The following is a 17887-nucleotide window of genomic DNA, read 5'->3' on the forward strand; positions in this document are numbered from 1 at the left end:
GACTACTTCGACAGAAACTGATCATAAAGGTCAGTGTATTCCTTTACATATTTCTTTTTGCCAAAGTTTTCTTCAATATATCTGTGCTGACCAGCGGCATCAAAAGAATCAAGCTGTGTCATTTTTTGAATAGCTTCAGCCAGCTGTTGCGGGTTTTCCGGATCAACAAGAAAGCCCCATTTATCACTAAGAATTATTTCAGGTCCCCCGCTTCGGGTAGAAACTACGGGAAGTCCGCATGCCATGGCTTCGATCAGGGAGATGCCAAAAGCCTCTCTGCGACTGGGGAGTACAAATCCATCAGCTCTATGAAGCCATTCAAGAATTTCAGTTCTGCTTTTGGGCCCCAAAAAATTAACCTGATGGAGATCTAAGGATCTTATTTTTTTAAATATTCTTTTCTTGAACTCCGGTTCATCGTTAAGCCTGCCTATCACAGTTAGGTTTAAGGCAACCTTATCAGAAATCAAATTTATGGCATCGATAAGTGTATCGATACCTTTGGTGTATCTTAAATTCGCTACGGCCAACAACTGGAAAGGTCTTCTCGGATCATTTCCTGATGGATCGGCTTCCTTCTGATCTTTTAATTGGAAGAAGCCGGTATCAACGAAGTTATGTATGGTCCTGACCTTTTGCTTAAGATGTGGGAACTCATCCAAAATATGTTTTTCAAGAGCAGGCCCCACAGCTACGATCTTATCTGCCTGGTCAAGAGAGTTACCCAAGATCTTATGCAAAGTGGGTTTATTGATCGAATTATAAAAATTACTTCCATGGATGGTTGAAATAATGGGGGCATCCAGATGTTTTTTCAGTTCAGGGATCAATAACCCGGATGGATAGGCATAATGTAAGTGAATCAAGTCAGGACCTGTATGGCTTAATCTCTTCAACACTTGTTTTGATATTGATCTTTGGATCCAAGATGGAAGCATTCTTTTCGGAAAAGAAAGATAATGACACCTTTCCGACGAGACCTTTTCTGGAGTGATCAACTGAGAATGATTTTTCCTGAATCGCCGGGTTAGGAAAATTGAACGTGGGGTTGGCACGATCACATGAACCTGGAAATCTTCTGAAAGAGCAACGGCATGATCGCTTATGAAGGTTGCATCATAAGGTGAAACCTGGTTCGGAAAGGAGTGCGATATTAAATGGAGTTTACTCTTGGCCATGTATACTATTTACTATTTCTCACTGATGATTCATAGCTATGTACAGCTTTAATGAGATAGAGGTTATAAATGACCAGTCCGAATATATGCCCGACAACCATATATGTCAGGCCCAGGAAAAAATCATTCTGGTACCAACCCATGAGTAACCCGCCGGCTCTCGCCAATAAATTGATCAGCGAAAATAAAGGCATCACTTTCTGTTTTTCGAGAACTACAAGGGTTTTTCCTGTTGGTGCACTAATGAAATCAATGGCAAGCAGTGGAGCCATGATCATTGCGATTGTTCCAGCTGTTATCCATTGATCTCCAAATACAAAAGCAAATATCGGCTCGGCCCATAGGATCAGAATTAAGGTGGGAATGATCGTTATCAGAAAGAGCACTCCCCATGTTTTATACAGAAAGTTCCGGATCAATTTCTCAGCATTATAACGGTCAGAAAGTTGTTTAAAAAATACCTGTCCTACAGAATTTCCAATAAATGCAGAGGGTACACTCAGTACCCGGTAAGCGAGAGAATAAAAGCCTAAAATCTCTTGTCCGAAAAATGAGCTGATTATAAAGACAGGTATTTCTAAGGCTCCATAACTGAGAATGTTGGAGGGGATGAGAAACCTGACAATTTCAGAATATTTCGCAGTTACAGACTGTTTGTTTTTCTTCAGATAGTCTCTTTCTACCCTAATTCTGATCCTTTTAAAAAACAGATATACGGTAGAAATGAATCGTCCAAATACATGCCCTGAGATCAATCCGAAATTTAAGGTACCGAGAAATCCGAGGCTTACCTGAGTACCGCCAACTGTAAAGCTTTGTATGACCTTTGACCTGGAGGCAACACCATATTGCTCAAATCTGACGATCCAGTGAACCAGAATGTTCAAAGCAGAATTGAAAAATACGCCAACGGGGATCAGCCATAAGACAATTGAATTGAAATTACCTGAAAGCCATTCATTCGCATGTATAAATGATATGATCAGATAAAGAAAGGCACTAAAGGAAAGGTTGATTATAAAACTAAGCCTGAAAAGAATAGCCGCATTTTCATCTCTTTTCGGAAGTACAAAAGTATATTCAAAGCATCCTGTACTTAATATGGTAAGTATTACGACAACGGAATGGAATAATTGTAACTCACCAAAAGCCTCAGCAGGAAAGATCCGGGTTAAAACGGGACTTATAAGCAGGGTAAAAAGATGAGCAACTGTGGTGCCACCAACCAATTTAGCAACGTGGGTTGTAAATGAATTGGGAGTTAAAAGACCCGTTAAATTAAATCTGCTTTTGAACATTCAGTGCATTCAATGAGTGAGGTACGACTGTATTTGCTACTCAGGTATCATCAGTTTCAGAGTACTTTGCTGAACCGGTCACTATAAAGTATAGGCTCAGTAGTACGAACCAGAAGTCCATAACCTGCATATTATGAAAAAGGGTATTAGTTAATCCTGCCAGTAAAAATGTAATTATGGTTGTCAGTATGATACTGGTAAATAGGAAAATGAGTTTTGAATCGGATTTTAAGTTTTTAAAAGCGTTGAACATAGGTTGCAGGTAAATCCCGGCAAAGATCGTTAGGCCAATTATACCATATCTTCTCAGTATCAGAATAAATTCATTGTCAACTACCGTAGTATGTATAGCTTTAGCAGCACCCCACCCTAAAATTGGTGACTGAAAAAATAACTGTAAATTCAGATACCAGGCCAGAACGCGCATAGCAAAACTTTCATCAGAAAAAATATCAAGCCCGGATTCCAGCCGAACTATTATACGATATGAAATGAATGAAACGGCTATCAAAAATGAAATCCCGAGAACCGTGATAAGTGAGATGATCTGTAATTTGCTATAACCTGCTTTGGAGGCTCCAATCAAGATCATGATCACCGTTACCAGAAGGTAGGCTGCGATCATTGTCCTGGATGCAGCAAATAAAATGAAAACAGCTAAAAGAGCAATACTGAAAAGCAGTAGAGTTTTTTGTTTTCGTCTATCTTCATAAAAAAAGAGGCCCAGAGCTATGAGATGGCCCGTTACTAAAATTGCAGAGTAGGTATTTGGATTCTTATATGTAGCAGTGAGCCTGTCATTAATCAGGTGAATTCTATCCTGCAAATAATATGGTCCGGTTATACTATCCAGATTGAACACACCAAAATATTGTAATAGCCCAAAAACCCCTGAGATCAATATTGTAATTAAAATAAAATATAAAATGGGTGTGATCCTTTTGGATTCTATCCTGAATGTATGAAGGGTTAAAAAGATCAGTAGATACTTGATATAGGTTATGATCTCAAAGACATCTCTGAGTGAGGGTGGCACATTTAATATTAGATAACCGTAGCAGGTTGAGATGACGGTTAAAATTACAAATGCACTATAGATCTTTACAAAGGTACGGGCTGCCCCCGAGAGGCTAAGTTTTTCATAATTCAAAAACAGTATGAAAGGAAAAAATGCATATATAATGATCTCTTCAAACCTGATAGCAGGCAAACCGGAGCTGATCTGAACAGGAGGGGTTAGGATCGCCAATCCTATCAATAGAAATAGAAAGTGATGAATAGGTATACTAAATTCGAATAAAACTAAATAAGTGGCGGTCAGGGTTAAAAAAAGTACCAGAGGGATGATAAGTGGGTACCCTAACATAAAAGGGAAAGCCAAAATGATCGTGATGGCTAGAGAGAGTTTAGGAACTTCTTTCCAGTCTAAATGATATTTCCTTTGCCTTTCCAACCTATCAGGCTTCAGAGGCGTGCTTCACTTTTTCAGCAAAGTTTGTGATCTTTTCATAATAATATGCCTTTAATATCACATAGAGGACGGATAATAACATGCCGGATAAAAACAATCCTATTGTTAATAAACTTCGCGTAGGCGCGCTTCTTTTTGTAGGTACCTGAGGCAGGTCAACAAATTGAATACTCGGGGTATCTTTAGCTTCCTGTAGTTTTAATTGCTCTATTTGTTGTGTTAAAAACTCGTAGATCAAATTTTGTACGGTCAGATCACGACGGTACCGGGTGTATTCCAGTGCAAGTTCCGGGGTGTCAGTGAAAGCAAGTAAAGGTCCCGTCGAATCTCTGGCTGAACCATAATTTTTTAGTTGGTTTAGTTTTTGGTTCAATTCACTGACCAATATTTCTTTATTTCTAATTTCAGAGGATCCCTCCTGAAAAGTTTGTTTAGCTACCTGTAGCCTCACTTCTTCAATAGCTATCTGGCTTTCGAGCTGAGCCAAATTCTGTATCATCGCTTCTGTTTGCTCAGGAAGAGCTATAACACCAAATTCTTCGCCAAATTCCTTGATATCTTCTTCGATTCTTCTGAGATCCTGCAGGTTCTTTTCATAACGCTCATCCAGTACGTCCAGCTGGTACCTCGCTCTTTGGGTTTCTAATGATGTGTATATGTTATCAAGTTCACTTACTACATAATCCGAGATCTCTTTGGCCAATAACTGTATCTCAGTCTCATTGTCTTCGGGATGAAAGAACTCCGTTTGAAGTCCTACCGTAACCCGAATACTCCCTTCTTCATCAACCTCTACACTTACTTTTTCTCTGTAGGACTCTATAGCATCCTCTATTGAATTTGCATCAAAGCGCCCCATTAGGTCAAACTTCCTGATCGTCTTTTCTGCCAAATTTCGACTATACAAAATGGACATTATTTTATTTGTTTCTCCCCCTTTATTCAAAGCAGAGGTGCCTAAAACACTGTTTAGGCCTTGTGTCATGCCCTGAGGTAAAAATGCAGTCAGGGCTCCTGATTGTTCGGGCGGCAAAATGGTGGCAGAAGCGCTGAAAGTTTTTGGTACGGATAAAGCGATCAATACTGAAATAATGGCAATTAATACACTCTGAATGAGAAGGAAATGTCGCGATCTATATATTAATGCGAAGAAATCCAGCAGATCGATCGATGCTGATTTGTTGTTCGTTTGGGCTTGATTGGTCATAGGGTAATGGTCTGAAGCCTAATTATTTTTAATGGCAACATAGGTGGTTATGATCCCTGTAATAGTCGTGATACCGGTCATGATCAATTGTATCCTTGAGTTTTTCAGTTGATCTCTTTGTGTCTCATAGGTTCGTTGAGCATTCAGTTCATCATAAGGGATGCGGTCAACAAAGATCCGGTCTCCGCTAGCCAGCTCTGTTTCATCCGGCCGATACCAGGTATTACTTCCGGCTTTGATGATGAAGATCCTCTCCTTGTTGGCAGCTAAAGAAAATCCGCCGGCACGGTCTATATAGTCATAAGTGTCAGAAGTGGCGCTGGCCGCGGGGTAGTATCCGGGATTGTTTACCTGCCCAAAAACGAAGATCGTATTTTCGTCACGCGGAACAAATATGCGGTCACCGTCAAATAACTTTACCCCCTTTAGCTGTTCAGTATCATTCAGGTCAATAAAAACCTTATCCCGGCTGACCTGACTTTCAAGTTCAAGGTACTCCATTTCCTGCTGGATCTGGTCGGAGGTTCGGCTGATGATCTTCGGGTTTAGTTTATTTGGGGCTTCATTCTCAATACGTCCTGCCCTCAACAGATAAGCAGCAGAAGAAAGGGCCTCATCGGTCAGCCCTTCAGAATATTGCAATAAGTTATAGGCAGTGGTTTTACCCTGTTGGATAGGGTAGATACCGGGCATGGTCACCTCACCCTCAATACGAGCTGATGCTGAGATCTGTTTATCAGGGTCTTTAGGTATCACGATCCTATCGTTGGGTTCCAGGAGAAAGTCTTTCCATTGTGTGGAAGCGACTTCCACTGTCTTTAGAGAGTCATTTTGCAATCGGTAGACATAGGCTTTAGAGTCATCCGCTTCAGCAGTAAGACCACCTGCGATCTCAATTAAGAGGTCAGGAGTGTCGGTTTCTGAATATTCAATTTCCTGTGGTTTAATGACAGAACCCGAAATACTTATTCTGGGAGATCTTGGTGATAATGTTCTGAGTTTGATCTGGTCACCAAGCTGTATTCGTGGGTTTTTGTCAGTTTGCCCTGCTTTCAGGAATGCGATCAGGTCTGCGCTGGTAGAACTTCCGTCTGCATGTAAAACAGAGATATTTCTGAATGAGTAGTTATTATTACCCAAAATTTGTGATGCATTAAGGCTGTCATTGTTATAATTCCCGGTCAGGGAAAGCATGATGGCATCAAATATTCTTGAGAATGCAGGAAGGGTATGTTTCCCGGGACTTGTGACATCACCGGAGACATAAAAAGAGATATTTTTTGCTCTTTCTAAGGTCAGATTGACCTCAGAGGACTTGAATACCTGATCCGACTTGTTTTGAATGACCTGTTTTGCCTCTTGGATAGTAAGCCCTGCAACCTTAATGGTACCTAAAACTGGAGTTACGATATCACCCTGAGAATTTATGGGTATAGCACGAAGCACCAGATCATTGTTTGCATTAATTTCGATGGAAAGAACATCATTAGGTCCAAGTACATAGGTTGAGGCATCTATAACCCCATCTGCTGCCAATACCTCAGATCCCTTCATCATGCCCAGCGGATCCTGATAATAGAAAGTGTTGAATACCTGATTTAACTGAAAACCGGATAACTCGCTATTTGAATTCTGTTCTGACTGCTGTGCCATCAATGGTGAGAGCGCGGAAACCATCAATAGACATATCAATAAAAGTAAAGTGCGGCGGTAGTTACCCATGTTCATGAATTGTATGAAAGTTTAGCTTGCTCTGTTTTCGTTTTTTTTCGAGCCAGAATGATACCGGCAATGACCGATCCGGCTCCAATATATTGAAGAACGGTCAGTTCTTCACCTAATAGTACCAGTCCAAATATTAAACCCAATACAGGTACCAAATTCTGATAAGCTGCCGTTCGAACAGCCCCGATCTTTTTAACACCATTATTCCAAATAATGTATGCAATTCCTATGGATAAAGCCCCACTGTAAAGGATACCGCCAAAACCTATGAGTGAGATCCCGCTCCAGTCTAATTTGATCAGAAAGGGAAGGCCGATCACAGTTAGACTTATCAGGCCTATAAGAGACATGAAAGCTGAATATTGCAGCGGACTGTATACCCTTAGGTACTTTCTTGATAGAATCGTATAAATACCCCAGCAAAAGGCAGCTGCAAGTGTGATAACATTTCCCAAAAATGTTTCAGATTCAAAGGAGATCGTCTCTTCTCCGCCGATCATGATGAATGCTACTCCAATGAAGGCAAATAAAACCCCGGCTCCTTTATATAGGGTCAGTTTTTCATCTGTAAAAAATTGGGAAAGCAAGGCAACCCAAATGGGGATGGTGCCAAGCATCACGGCTGCGTTAGCCGCATAGGTGTAATTGATGCCAATAATGAAAAATAATTGATAGAACAGGTTACCGATAATGCCAATGCCGACTAATTTCCAGAAATGTTTTTTTCTGACTTTTAGGGTATATCCTTTTTGACGGGCAAAATACCAAAGTAGTGAGGTGGCAAATATGAATCGCAGCACATTAAAGCTGTAAGGGTCAATTTCACTCAGTGAAACTTTTACGATACTGAAATTCAGAGCCCATATGATGGCCACTAAAATGAGACTGAGATCAATTAAGTAAGGTCGGCTCAAGTTTAAATGCTTATTATTGATTAATTGAAGGATGAAAAGGTACGGGGAAAAGCTCTTTAAACCGAAATAAAACCTTGATGGATCTCAAAGTTTAAGGTGTATGAAGGTCATTTGACAGCTGATCTTGTATAACATGACCGGGGGAGCTTTTTTAATCCTCAAAACTTTTATCTTTAGAAAAAACCTCAAAAAAATATCTTTTAAGTGATACAGCGAATTCAAACTGTTTTTCTGGCTTTAGCTTCCATCCTGAATCTCGTGGTTTATTTTACCCCTGTTTATAATAAAGCTATGAGTGACCCACAGGCCTGGATAGGTTATGGATTGGCCATAGCTTTGGTCTTACCGATAATTTTAAATACATATTGCATCTTTTTGTATAACAACAGAACCTCACAGATCTCATGGGTAAAAAAGTCTGCTCTGCTACAGGTAATTGCTCTTGGATTTGGAGTGGGTGTCTTGCTTTCCCTTGGCGGAATTGGAACTTATATGTGGGATGAAGCCATTGGATCGGGCTTGATCTTCCTTGGGTTAATATTCCAGATCCTGGCCATGAGATATATTCGAAAAGACGAAGAACTTGTTCGTTCAATGGATAGAATTCGATAGGAGAATTTTTGGATCAGCCATATTCTAAATTTAAGGTATATGTGTTTCTGGGGATAGGGCTGACCACCTTTGGTATCGCACCGGTACTTGTAAAATTTGCCACAGATTATTCCGCTCTTCTATTGGTGACCATTCGCACGGTTGGGGCATTTTTGATGCTGGTTCCGGCGTACTGGTATCAGAAAAAAAGTAAGAAGTACGACTTGAAAGCTGCGGGACAGGAAAGCAGGCTCATGGCCATGGCCGGTATTGCATTGGGGCTTCATTTCACCCTATGGACAAGCTCCCTGTATTTCACTTCTGTGGCCTCGGCTTCTGTACTGGTAACCATCCACCCGATCATGCTTATTGTAGCAGAGCGTGTACTGTATAAGATGAATTTTGCCCCGACCGTCTGGGTGGGTGTCTTTATAGCCTTTGGAGGCTCCGTTTTACTGGGGGTTTCTGATTATAATGCTGAATCGACTTTTTCAAATCCTGTATTGGGAAATGCGATGGCGTTTTCAGCCGCCGCCATTTTTGCTGTTTATTTTTTGATCGGCAGGAAGATCCGGCAGAATCGCTCCTGGCTGGGGTATGTTTTCCCGGTCTATGGCTATGCCGCTGCAACTTGTTTGGCGATCCTGTTGGTCGTGGAAGGTGTGCCGGAAGAAATTGATGCCACCGTTATCTGGATAGGGATTGCATTAGCGGTGGGCCCTCAGCTATTGGGGCATGGCTCACTTAACTATGCTGTGAAATTCGTATCGCCTACATTGCTGTCAACATTGATCCTGACCGAACCAATATTCGCTACCATTCTGGCATTCTTTATTCTGGCAGAGTTACCGGCACTTCTTTCGGTATTTGCGATCACAATAATATTGATCGGGGTGACCCTTACCTGGAGGAAAAAACCAAAGATCCAAAGGGCTTCAGGCCAATGATTATTCAATTCTAAAGTTTGTTAATTTCAGGGCGCTCACCATTTATCTTCAATTCATCAGGCGTAAAGCTATGCAATTCAATGATATAGCTTATAGCGTGAACCTTTTGTGGGCTTGTTTCGTTAAAGAGATCGTATATATTAGACCTCGCTAAGATTCGAGGAATTTCAAATTATTACCTGTATAATGTACAATAGCATTTAGGGTATGCATTTAAGCTAGGTTGAGAGAAACAAGAACAAAACCAACATATGCTTTTTAATAAAGACCACATTGCGGGAGTTCGGAAATATGTTCTACTCAGTGGAGTAGGTATTGCACTGCTTGCCGGTTGCAGTAGCGAACCCGAAACTGAAAACACGCCAAAAAACTCATTGCCTGTCACAGTAAATGAACCCGTTGAAAAAGATCTTGCTGAGATCAGGCAGAACGGGGTTCTGAGAATGATAACCAGCTATAGCTCGAATTCTTATTTCCTGTACAAGGGTATTCAGGTTGGTTTTGAATATGAATTGCTTAGGGAATTCACCAAAGAGAATGATCTGGCTTTAGAGGTTGTGATCGTAGGTCCTGATGAAAGCCCATATGATCTGTTGAATAGCGGAGAAGGTGATATCATTGCTGCGAACTATACGATCACCCCTGAACGGAGACAGGTGGTCAAATTTACCCGGCCTTATAACCTGGTAGATCAATTGGTGGTGGTATCAGATGATCTGGGAATTGAACCGGAGAGTATCAGTGAGCTGGAAGGAATGGCGATCAGTGTCAGGAGAAACAGTTCTTACTATGTCAGATTGCAGGAATTGAAGAATGAGGGTTTCCCGATCAACATCAATGTGATACCTGACGATATGGATACAGAATCCGTTCTGTTTCAGGTCGCTGATGGAGCTTTTGAAGCCACCGTTGCGGATAACAATATTTTTGATGCAGCGTCAAAATATATGAATGGCCTTGTTAAAGGGCCCCTTATTGCCGAGAGTGACACAATTGCCTGGGCTATACGGCAAAATGCCCCTGACCTAGAACATCAGCTGAATAGGTTTTTATACAAGCATTTCAGGTTTGATGAAAACGGAGTGCCCAAAAGATCAGCTTTCCTGAATATCCTTCGGAAAAAGTATTTTGACTCAGGAAACCAGATAGCGGATTATTTTAGTCCAACCTATCAGCAGGGCGGCCAGGCAGGAACCATATCACCGTATGATGAAATGATAAGGCAGGTCGCGGATGAGTTCGATCTTGACTGGGTCATGATGACAGCCATTGCCGCACAGGAGTCCAGGTTCAACCCGTCTTCGGTAAGTTGGGCCGGCGCAGTTGGTATCATGCAGGTTCTTCCGAGGTTTTCAGAGATCTCGTCAGATTCACTGTACATTCCGGAAGTTAACATCCGGGAAGGAGCCAAGATACTTTCTGAGCACCTGAAGCATTATTCATACATGGATTCCACGAATCAGTGGTCATTTGCCCTGGCAACGTACAATGCAGGCATGGGTCATGTTGCAGATGCCCGAAGACTTACCATCGATCATAATAAAGACCCAAATCAGTGGGAGCATGTCTCGGAGTCGTTACTGAAACTCATGCAGCGCAAATATTACCAAAATGCCCGTTACGGATTCACCAGAGGAATAGAAACGGTCAGGTACGTGAATGAGATCATGAATCGATATAATACCTATCAGACGATACTGGCCTATAACGAAACGAAACGGAATACCAACACGGGGATCTTCGGGCTTCAGACTCTCAATCAACCTTGATGACCAACATCGTGATGTCGTCATACTGAGTATCATTTGAAAATGCTTTGATATCTTCTATCACAGCATCCATGATAGCCTGAGAGTCTTTATTCAGGTGACTCTTGATACAAACTTCCAGCCGCTCTTCTCCATATTCCTCCGTGTTATCAGGATTCATGGATTCAGTGACCCCATCGGTATATAGCACTAAAACATCATTTTTCTTTAGGTCAATGGTGTCGGATTCGTAAGGCATTATAGATTCCATCGCTCCCAGAATAACCCCGCCTTTGTCCAATTCTACCGTTTTCTCTTTGCCCTCCCTGAATAACAATGGATTATTGTGGCCCGCATTCACATATTCAAAATAGGTGCCACATTTGGAGATCTTGCCCCAGAAAAAGGTAATGAACTTATCAGCCGGTGTATTGTGATGAATGATGTTATTGATGCTGTTGGTGGCAGCTGAAAGAGTGATATCGATAGGAGCCAATGCATGCAACATTGATTGAAGGTTAGCCATCAACAGGGAGGCGGGAACCCCTTTGCCGGTCACATCAGCGATGGCCACTATATGTCCCCCATCCGGTGTTTCAACAATATCATAGTAATCTCCCCCAACCTGCCGTGAAGAGATATTTGTAGCTTTCAGGTCAAATCCCTTGATCTCAGGAATAGATGATGGGAACAATCCCCGCTGAATGGTTCTGGCGAGTTCCAGCTCCTCTTCCATGCGTTTGTTTTCTATCCTTTCTTCAAGTAACAGCGTTTTCTGAATGGCGAGAAGGGCAAGGTTACCCAGCGATTGTAAGAAGTCTACTTCCTCATTACCATATTCAGCTTTATTGGCCGGTGCGCCAACCCCTACAACTCCAATTTTTTCGTTCTGGAACCTCAGGGCAATGACCAGATTGATCCCATTCTTATCGAGGAATGGGCAGTCGTGGTCACCTTCACAGTAAAAGACATCATCCAATTCATATAACTTCTTTAGTTCTTCCCGGGAAGGTTTCACTTTCAGGCCGCTGCTTGAGATAACTGACTTCTCCCCGTCCACTTCCAGTGCAAAAAAGAAAGTGCGAATGAGCATTTGCCCAAGCATGGCAAATTTGAATGTCCGTGCGATATCATCCTGATCCACCATCAGGTTGAAATCTTTACTTAGTTCGAGCAGGGTATGAAGATCGTGGACTTTACGGTCCAGTTTCCTGTTTATCAGCCGCAGTTCCTGGAACATGCGAGAGTTTGCAATGGCCACTGATGAGATAATGGCAAGACTCTCAATGAATTCAAGCTCAGAATGTGCGAGGGGTTGTTTATTCCCTTTGGCTCCCAGGCAAAGAAAACCAAGGTGATGGTTGGTGGTTCTGAGGTTAAAGAGCAGTGCCTCATCAGAGAGACCCAGCTCTTCAACCAGGTCGGGATGATCAACACCTTTGATTACGGATTTTTTCAGGATCTCCTGATCGACCGGAAGAGTAATCAGGTCTTCTTCCTTCAACCTATTTTGCCCCTTTATTTTACTGACACGGTAACTGTTTTCGCCACCATTCTGGATCAGGATGATCCCCTTGGTGACCAGTAATTTGCCCATGGTGATGAGCAATAGGTTGTTCAATACAAAATCAGGATCCTGAGATTCAACCAGCATTTTACTGGTTTCCAGGAGGGTACGTAAGGCAAATCTGCTTTGGCGTTCCTCAGTATCTATCGTACTATGATCCTGATCTGTTTTCACGGGGCCTCAAATATTTTTGACCATTCGTATTTCATTGCTTTTACCCTTGCGGTTATAATGAACCTGGTCCATGACTTTTCTGATCAGATATACACCCATGCCGCCTCGTTTCTTTTCTTTGATGCGCTTCATCAGGTCAGGTTCCCTGTAAGATTCCGGGTCAAAGCTTTTTCCACTATCAATAAGGGTGATCCACAGCTGGTCATCATCAGAACCGATCTCAATATTCACTGTTTCAGCAGAATTATTACCGTATGCGTGCTTGATGATATTGGTGTAAGCTTCGTCGACAGCAAGACGGATCTCAGATATCATTTTCTGATCTAGGCCGATATTTTCAGCATGAGAAGCCACAAAATCGCGCACTTCTGCCAAATGCTCTGTAGAAGCCTCAACAGATAGAGTGTGTATTTGTCTGGTTCCTGCCACGTCTGCTTTCTATTTAATTATTAAAGCTTTGCAGTGCTTCCTGTTCACTATCCAGAATATCATATAAAGTTGGGAATCCAAGCAGGTCAAATACATTATATACACGATCATTCATATCGGTGAGTTTAATATCGCCGCCTAAACTTCTTACATCTTCAATGTAGGCCATGAATACCCCCAACCCTGCACTGGCTATATAGTCTAGTCCTGAGCAGTTAACTACAATGGAATAATTTTCGTTATCTATGAGGGATTTAAGCGTATTTTCTAATTGAGAGGCTGTATGTGCATCCAACTCGCCGCTGATATCCAGTATACTTACGTTTTGATTTTGCCGTGTAGCGATACTGAAATTTTTCATTTCGCTGAAATTGAAGTTTTTAGATCATGTTGAAGGTGCATAATAACGTAAACCACAGAATTAGAAAAGTTTTTGCGTATGGATTACGAAAAGCAGTCAAAAAAGATACAAAAAAATAGCCCCGCACATTTATCTAATGTGCGGGGCTGACTATTCATCAAGAGAGACGCTACTTGAGCGCATCTTTAATTAAGCAAATGCTTGGGAGAGAAGCAACTACTAATTAGTTTGCCTTTCTACTTTCGAAACCCAATAGCCTGTATTCAGTTCTTCTCCTAGTTTAGCACCAAATGTTTCAGCATTCGCTTCGCTGGCAAAAAAGCCTACTCGCAGTCTGAACCAGATATCACCGGTCTCTTCTTCTCCAACTTTGACCGTGTAAACACTCGGGTAATCCCGTTCTCTGAGTTTATCCCTGTAAGAGTTGGCTTGAGTTTCAGATCGGAAAGCACCTACCTGAACGGCATATTCGCCATTCTCGGCAAAATTAGCGGTGTTTTTACTTTCTTCTTCTTCCATAGCCTGCTGTTCAGCCGCACGTGCGAGGCTGTCTTCCCTGGCTTGCATCAGCTGTTCTATACGTTGTTGTTCAACCTGCCGGAGTGAATCAAGGCGGGCTTGTTCCGCAGCACGTCTTTCTTCTTCACTTGGCCCGCAACCCTGTATCGTGATCAAAGCAAAAGCGACCACAAAAGTGTAGATGCCTAATTTTTTCATAAGTAAGTCAGTTAGTTTGTTATTGATATACGATGTAAACCCTCAATATTTTAAACTTACATCATACCATACTGTTTCACAAATATTCACGCATCAAATTTTCAGAAGTATGGGAATAGTCCTTATCTTATGTAGACTGAATCTAAATCCAAGTTTTTTGGTTCAGTACACATATGGAAAAACCTCTTCTGCACATAACCGGACTTACAAAAGCATTTGACCAAAGCGGGCCTGTTGTTAACAACGTAGGCTTTGATGTTGGGAAAAATGAGATCTTTGCGCTGCTTGGCCCAAGTGGGTGTGGAAAAACTACAACTCTTCGCCTGATCGCAGGTTTTGAGCAATGTGATGATGGGGAAGTGTATATAGAAGAAGAGTTGGTCGAAAGCCCCTCGGTACATTTAACTCCTCAAAAAAGAGAAGTGGGTTTCGTTTTTCAGGATTACGCTCTCTTTCCCCATATGAATGCCCTCGAGAACGTGGCCTTTGGATTGAGGGAGGTTGAGAAGAAAAAGCGTCCTGTTCTTGCTGAAGAAGTATTATGCCGGACCGGTATGGAAAAATATAAGCACCGTATGCCGGACGAACTATCCGGAGGGCAGCAGCAACGAGTGGCTTTGGCACGCGCGATCGCCCCAAAACCTCGCCTGGTTTTAATGGATGAGCCGTTCTCAGGCCTCGATGCCATGCTGAGGGATACCACTCGCAAAGAGGTGCGTGCCATACTTAAAAAATCCGGAATGAGTGCCATATTGGTCACCCACGATCAGGAAGAAGCCCTATCCTTTGCAGACCGTATCGCGGTCATGAATAACGGGCAGATCGAACAGATCGGAACACCTGAAGAAGTTTACTATCACCCCAAAACACAGTTCGTTGCTCAATTTCTGGGGCGTACCAATTTGTTTCGGGCTCATGCCGATGGCAGTGATAACGTGGAAACAAGACTTGGACCGGTCAAGATCAACAAAGAAGCTAAGGGGCTGATCCTGTGTTCTATACGTCCTGAACACCTCACCATTGAACGGTGTGAAGCTAATGGGAATGAAAGCGGCATCATCGTTGGGCGTGAATTCAGAGGGCACGACATTACCTACCATGTTTTGTTCAAGGGAGATAAATATATTGTTCACACAGATAACCGGCTTTTGTTTGATGTGGACGATCATGTGGTTGTGAAACCTTTGGAGCCTGCAGTAGTACTAGAACAAAAGGCTTAACAGAAATAAAGAGGATAAAAGATGTCATTTTTTGGATTTCTATTACTGTTGTTGATCGCTGCCATTTGTGGCGGGATCGGTCAAAGTATAAGCGGGTACAGTTTTGGTGGATGCCTGATCTCAGCCGGTGTCGGGTTTGTAGGAGCCATCATTGGTAAATGGATAGCCAGTGAGCTGGGGCTGCCGGAGCTTTGGTCAGTGGAAGTTGACGGACAACCCTTCCCGGTGGTATGGTCTATTATTGGTGCCGCTTTATTTACAGCTGTTCTTGGGGCCGTTCTAAGGGGTAAAAAGAGGGTGTGATAAGTCCTTCCGCCCCTTAAAGATGATAATATTTGTGAAGCCATTTCCATTTCCCTCAGGTATTTCGTAATTAGCAGCTTCTTATTAATGCTAAAAACGGATATATGTATAAGTCATTTATTTTTCTGGTGATTCTTTTTCTAAACGTGGGTGGGTTCTCGGTCATGGCTCAGCAAAATGATGAGCTGCCAAAGCGGAGCGATAACCTTGAGGTCCTTTCACATGTTCCTTTGGGTGCACCCTTAAGTGTCACAGATATTGTAGTTGAACAGGAAATGAGTCGCCCCTACGCTTATGTAGGCAGGATGCAGGCAGAAAAAGGATTTGATATCATCGATCTTTCGGATCCTGAAAAAGCAGAGGTGATCTACCGATGGAGAATGCCAAACGAGGAGCTTCATGTGGGGCTCGGCGGTATGGACCCAAAGTATTTTAAGCATAACGACCGGTACTATGTGGTGCAGTCGTTACAGTTTTTCCAGGGTGGCCCGAATACCGATGCCGGAGCGGTTGTTGTGGATGTGACCGGTTTACCTGATGTGAGCAAGGTCAAAACCGTTGGTTATGTGCGCAATGCCGAGCATCCGGGTGGATTCCATAACATTTTTATGTACAAGCATTCTGACGGACGCCCGCTGCTGTTTGCCACCACCTCAGGAGATGATGCCTATGTGTATGACCTGAGTAAGTTCGTAGAAGGAGAAGAGGATATTCTTGCCGGAACTGTTCCGAATCCTGACACGCCTGCCCGCATGGCCGGTGCTTCATTGGGTTACCATGATTTTTATGTGGGTTACCATCCCGATAGTCAGCAGGACCGTTTTTATGGCGGTGGAGCCGGCGGTTATTTTGTGTTTGATGTAACGGAAATGGATTCGGTGAATCTGATCGCATCTGTAACGGGAGTGAGCGGAGTGGTTTGGGGACATACCGTAACGCCTTCCCCGGATGGCCGTTATATTGTCGGTGAGACGGAATACATGCATGCGCCCCTGCGTATCTTTGACCTGAAGCCTGCGTTGGATGGCGAGGTGCAAAATATTCGTGAACCGATCAGCTCATGGAACTTTGACTATGAGAACCTGGTGCATAATCACGAAGTAAGATGGCCATACCTGTTTGTATCCGGTTATGAGGATGGGTTGCTGGTAGTGGACCTGTTCAGTCCGGATGAACCAAAGACCGTAGCCTATTACGATACCTTTTTGGGTAAGCATCGGTCCGGTATGTGTGGCGATAGTACCTGTAATGGAGCCTTTGGCGTGGATGTAAGGAATGAAGACGGCCTCATTGTCGTGAGTGATATGGGAACCGGATTCTGGGCTTTCCGTCTGGAAGATTTCCAGGGCTGGAATGGTCGCGGCTGGGGGATGCCAAATATCTCCAGTGCACAAAACTGGGATGAAGGACCCCAGGCAAACTAATTGTTTACCCTAAGCTGATTATATTTAGCTATGATAAGAACACGATATCTCATAATTCCGGTACTTTTGATCTGCACGGCTTTCAGTATTGAACTGAAAGCCGATCCGGGGCCGCCTATTCAATGCGTGGATACCGGGTCTGAATATTATACCATCGACCTGGTGACCACCAAAAATATACCCGGAACTGGACAGGCAAAGGGTAAAGCGGTGATGAAATTTTCTCCCAACCCGTTCGGAATATCCATTGCTAAAGACGGGTCCTACCGTCACCGTTTGGATATTAAGATCAATAGAGTCAACAAACCTAAAGAGGGTGTATTTGTAGCCTGGGTGACCACGCCGTCACTGGATAAGGTCAGGTTGATAGGAACGCTTGATGAGGATCTTGAAACTTCAGGTACGGTCGACTGGAATAAATATATTGTGGTTATCACCCACGAAGAAGAAGCTCCCTCTCCTAATACAACCATGTGGTCCGGATCCATCGCCTTTCGCGGTTTATCAAGGAGCGGGCTCATGCATACCATGGCAGGTCATGGTCCTTTCGCCCAGGAACCCTGCGCTAAATACGGATATTATTAATGATAAAGCTGTACCCTAAGTCCTTTTT

The 17887-nt window shown here is 42.8% G+C and carries 17 protein-coding genes; 7 read left to right on the forward strand and 10 right to left on the reverse strand.

Going from position 1 to position 17887, the window contains the following annotated elements; all coding sequences use genetic code 11:
• Positions 1-2: 2 nt before the first annotated feature.
• The 6 genes from AC13FX_RS01070 to AC13FX_RS01095 all read right to left on the reverse strand — a co-directional run bounded on the left by AC13FX_RS01070 (position 3) and on the right by AC13FX_RS01095 (position 7793).
• Positions 3-1178: a glycosyltransferase gene (locus AC13FX_RS01070; protein ID WP_482878553.1), complete on the reverse strand. Its 1176-nt coding sequence runs from the start codon at positions 1176-1178 to the stop codon at positions 3-5.
• Positions 1179-1183: 5 nt separating this feature from the next.
• Positions 1184-2476: a lipopolysaccharide biosynthesis protein gene (locus tag AC13FX_RS01075; RefSeq protein WP_482878554.1), complete on the reverse strand. Its 1293-nt coding sequence runs from the start codon at positions 2474-2476 to the stop codon at positions 1184-1186.
• 40 nt (positions 2477-2516) lie between these two features.
• Positions 2517-3929: an O-antigen ligase family protein gene (locus tag AC13FX_RS01080; protein WP_482878555.1), complete on the reverse strand. Its 1413-nt coding sequence runs from the start codon at positions 3927-3929 to the stop codon at positions 2517-2519.
• Between the two features lie 4 nt (positions 3930-3933).
• Complete coding sequence (locus tag AC13FX_RS01085; protein ID WP_482878556.1) at positions 3934-5154, reverse strand: GNVR domain-containing protein; 1221 nt, start codon at positions 5152-5154, stop codon at positions 3934-3936.
• Positions 5155-5172: 18 nt separating this feature from the next.
• Positions 5173-6807: a polysaccharide biosynthesis/export family protein gene (locus tag AC13FX_RS01090; protein WP_482878557.1), complete on the reverse strand. Its 1635-nt coding sequence runs from the start codon at positions 6805-6807 to the stop codon at positions 5173-5175.
• Positions 6808-6878: 71 nt separating this feature from the next.
• Complete coding sequence (locus AC13FX_RS01095) at positions 6879-7793, reverse strand: DMT family transporter (RefSeq protein ID WP_482878558.1); 915 nt, start codon at positions 7791-7793, stop codon at positions 6879-6881.
• Positions 7794-7997: 204 nt separating this feature from the next.
• Between AC13FX_RS01095 and AC13FX_RS01100 the strand changes: the two genes are divergently transcribed.
• The 3 genes from AC13FX_RS01100 (at position 7998) to AC13FX_RS01110 (ending at position 11100) form a co-directional block, all read left to right on the forward strand.
• Positions 7998-8405, forward strand: coding sequence for a DUF4293 domain-containing protein (locus AC13FX_RS01100; RefSeq protein ID WP_482878559.1), 408 nt, complete (start codon positions 7998-8000; stop codon positions 8403-8405).
• 8 nt (positions 8406-8413) lie between these two features.
• Complete coding sequence (locus AC13FX_RS01105) at positions 8414-9331, forward strand: DMT family transporter (RefSeq protein ID WP_482878560.1); 918 nt, start codon at positions 8414-8416, stop codon at positions 9329-9331.
• A gap of 251 nt (positions 9332-9582) precedes the next feature.
• Entirely contained in the window at positions 9583-11100 is a 1518-nt protein-coding gene (locus AC13FX_RS01110; protein ID WP_482878561.1) for an MltF family protein, read from the forward strand.
• Here AC13FX_RS01110 and AC13FX_RS01115 read toward each other — a convergent pair.
• The 4 genes from AC13FX_RS01115 to AC13FX_RS01130 form a co-directional block, all read right to left on the reverse strand.
• Positions 11087-12820 (reverse strand): GAF domain-containing SpoIIE family protein phosphatase, encoded by a 1734-nt coding sequence (locus AC13FX_RS01115; RefSeq protein ID WP_482878562.1) that lies wholly within the window; start codon positions 12818-12820, stop codon positions 11087-11089. The genes AC13FX_RS01110 and AC13FX_RS01115 overlap by 14 nt on opposite strands.
• A 6-nt stretch (positions 12821-12826) precedes the next feature.
• A complete protein-coding gene (locus AC13FX_RS01120) occupies positions 12827-13249 on the reverse strand; it encodes an ATP-binding protein (RefSeq protein WP_482878563.1) in 423 nt (140 codons plus the stop codon).
• Positions 13250-13262: 13 nt separating this feature from the next.
• A complete protein-coding gene (locus AC13FX_RS01125; RefSeq protein WP_482878564.1) occupies positions 13263-13610 on the reverse strand; it encodes an STAS domain-containing protein in 348 nt (115 codons plus the stop codon).
• 219 nt (positions 13611-13829) lie between these two features.
• The gene (locus tag AC13FX_RS01130) at positions 13830-14327 is read right to left on the reverse strand and encodes an SPOR domain-containing protein (RefSeq protein WP_482878565.1); all 498 of its coding nucleotides are present in this window, start codon (positions 14325-14327) and stop codon (positions 13830-13832) included.
• A 173-nt stretch (positions 14328-14500) separates the two neighbouring features.
• On the opposite strand from AC13FX_RS01130, the gene AC13FX_RS01135 reads away from it, so the two are divergent.
• The 4 genes from AC13FX_RS01135 to AC13FX_RS01150 all read left to right on the forward strand — a co-directional run bounded on the left by AC13FX_RS01135 (position 14501) and on the right by AC13FX_RS01150 (position 17859).
• Positions 14501-15547, forward strand: coding sequence for an ABC transporter ATP-binding protein (locus AC13FX_RS01135; RefSeq protein WP_482878566.1), 1047 nt, complete (start codon positions 14501-14503; stop codon positions 15545-15547).
• 21 nt (positions 15548-15568) lie between these two features.
• On the forward strand, positions 15569-15850 hold the full coding sequence (locus tag AC13FX_RS01140; protein ID WP_482878567.1) for a hypothetical protein: 282 nt from the start codon (positions 15569-15571) through the stop codon (positions 15848-15850).
• Positions 15851-16014: 164 nt separating this feature from the next.
• A complete protein-coding gene (locus tag AC13FX_RS01145; RefSeq protein WP_482878568.1) occupies positions 16015-17274 on the forward strand; it encodes an LVIVD repeat-containing protein in 1260 nt (419 codons plus the stop codon).
• 30 nt (positions 17275-17304) lie between these two features.
• The gene (locus AC13FX_RS01150) at positions 17305-17859 is read left to right on the forward strand and encodes a hypothetical protein (protein WP_482878569.1); all 555 of its coding nucleotides are present in this window, start codon (positions 17305-17307) and stop codon (positions 17857-17859) included.
• Positions 17860-17887: the final 28 nt, after the last annotated feature.

Source organism: Gracilimonas sp. B-17, assembly GCF_056857935.1.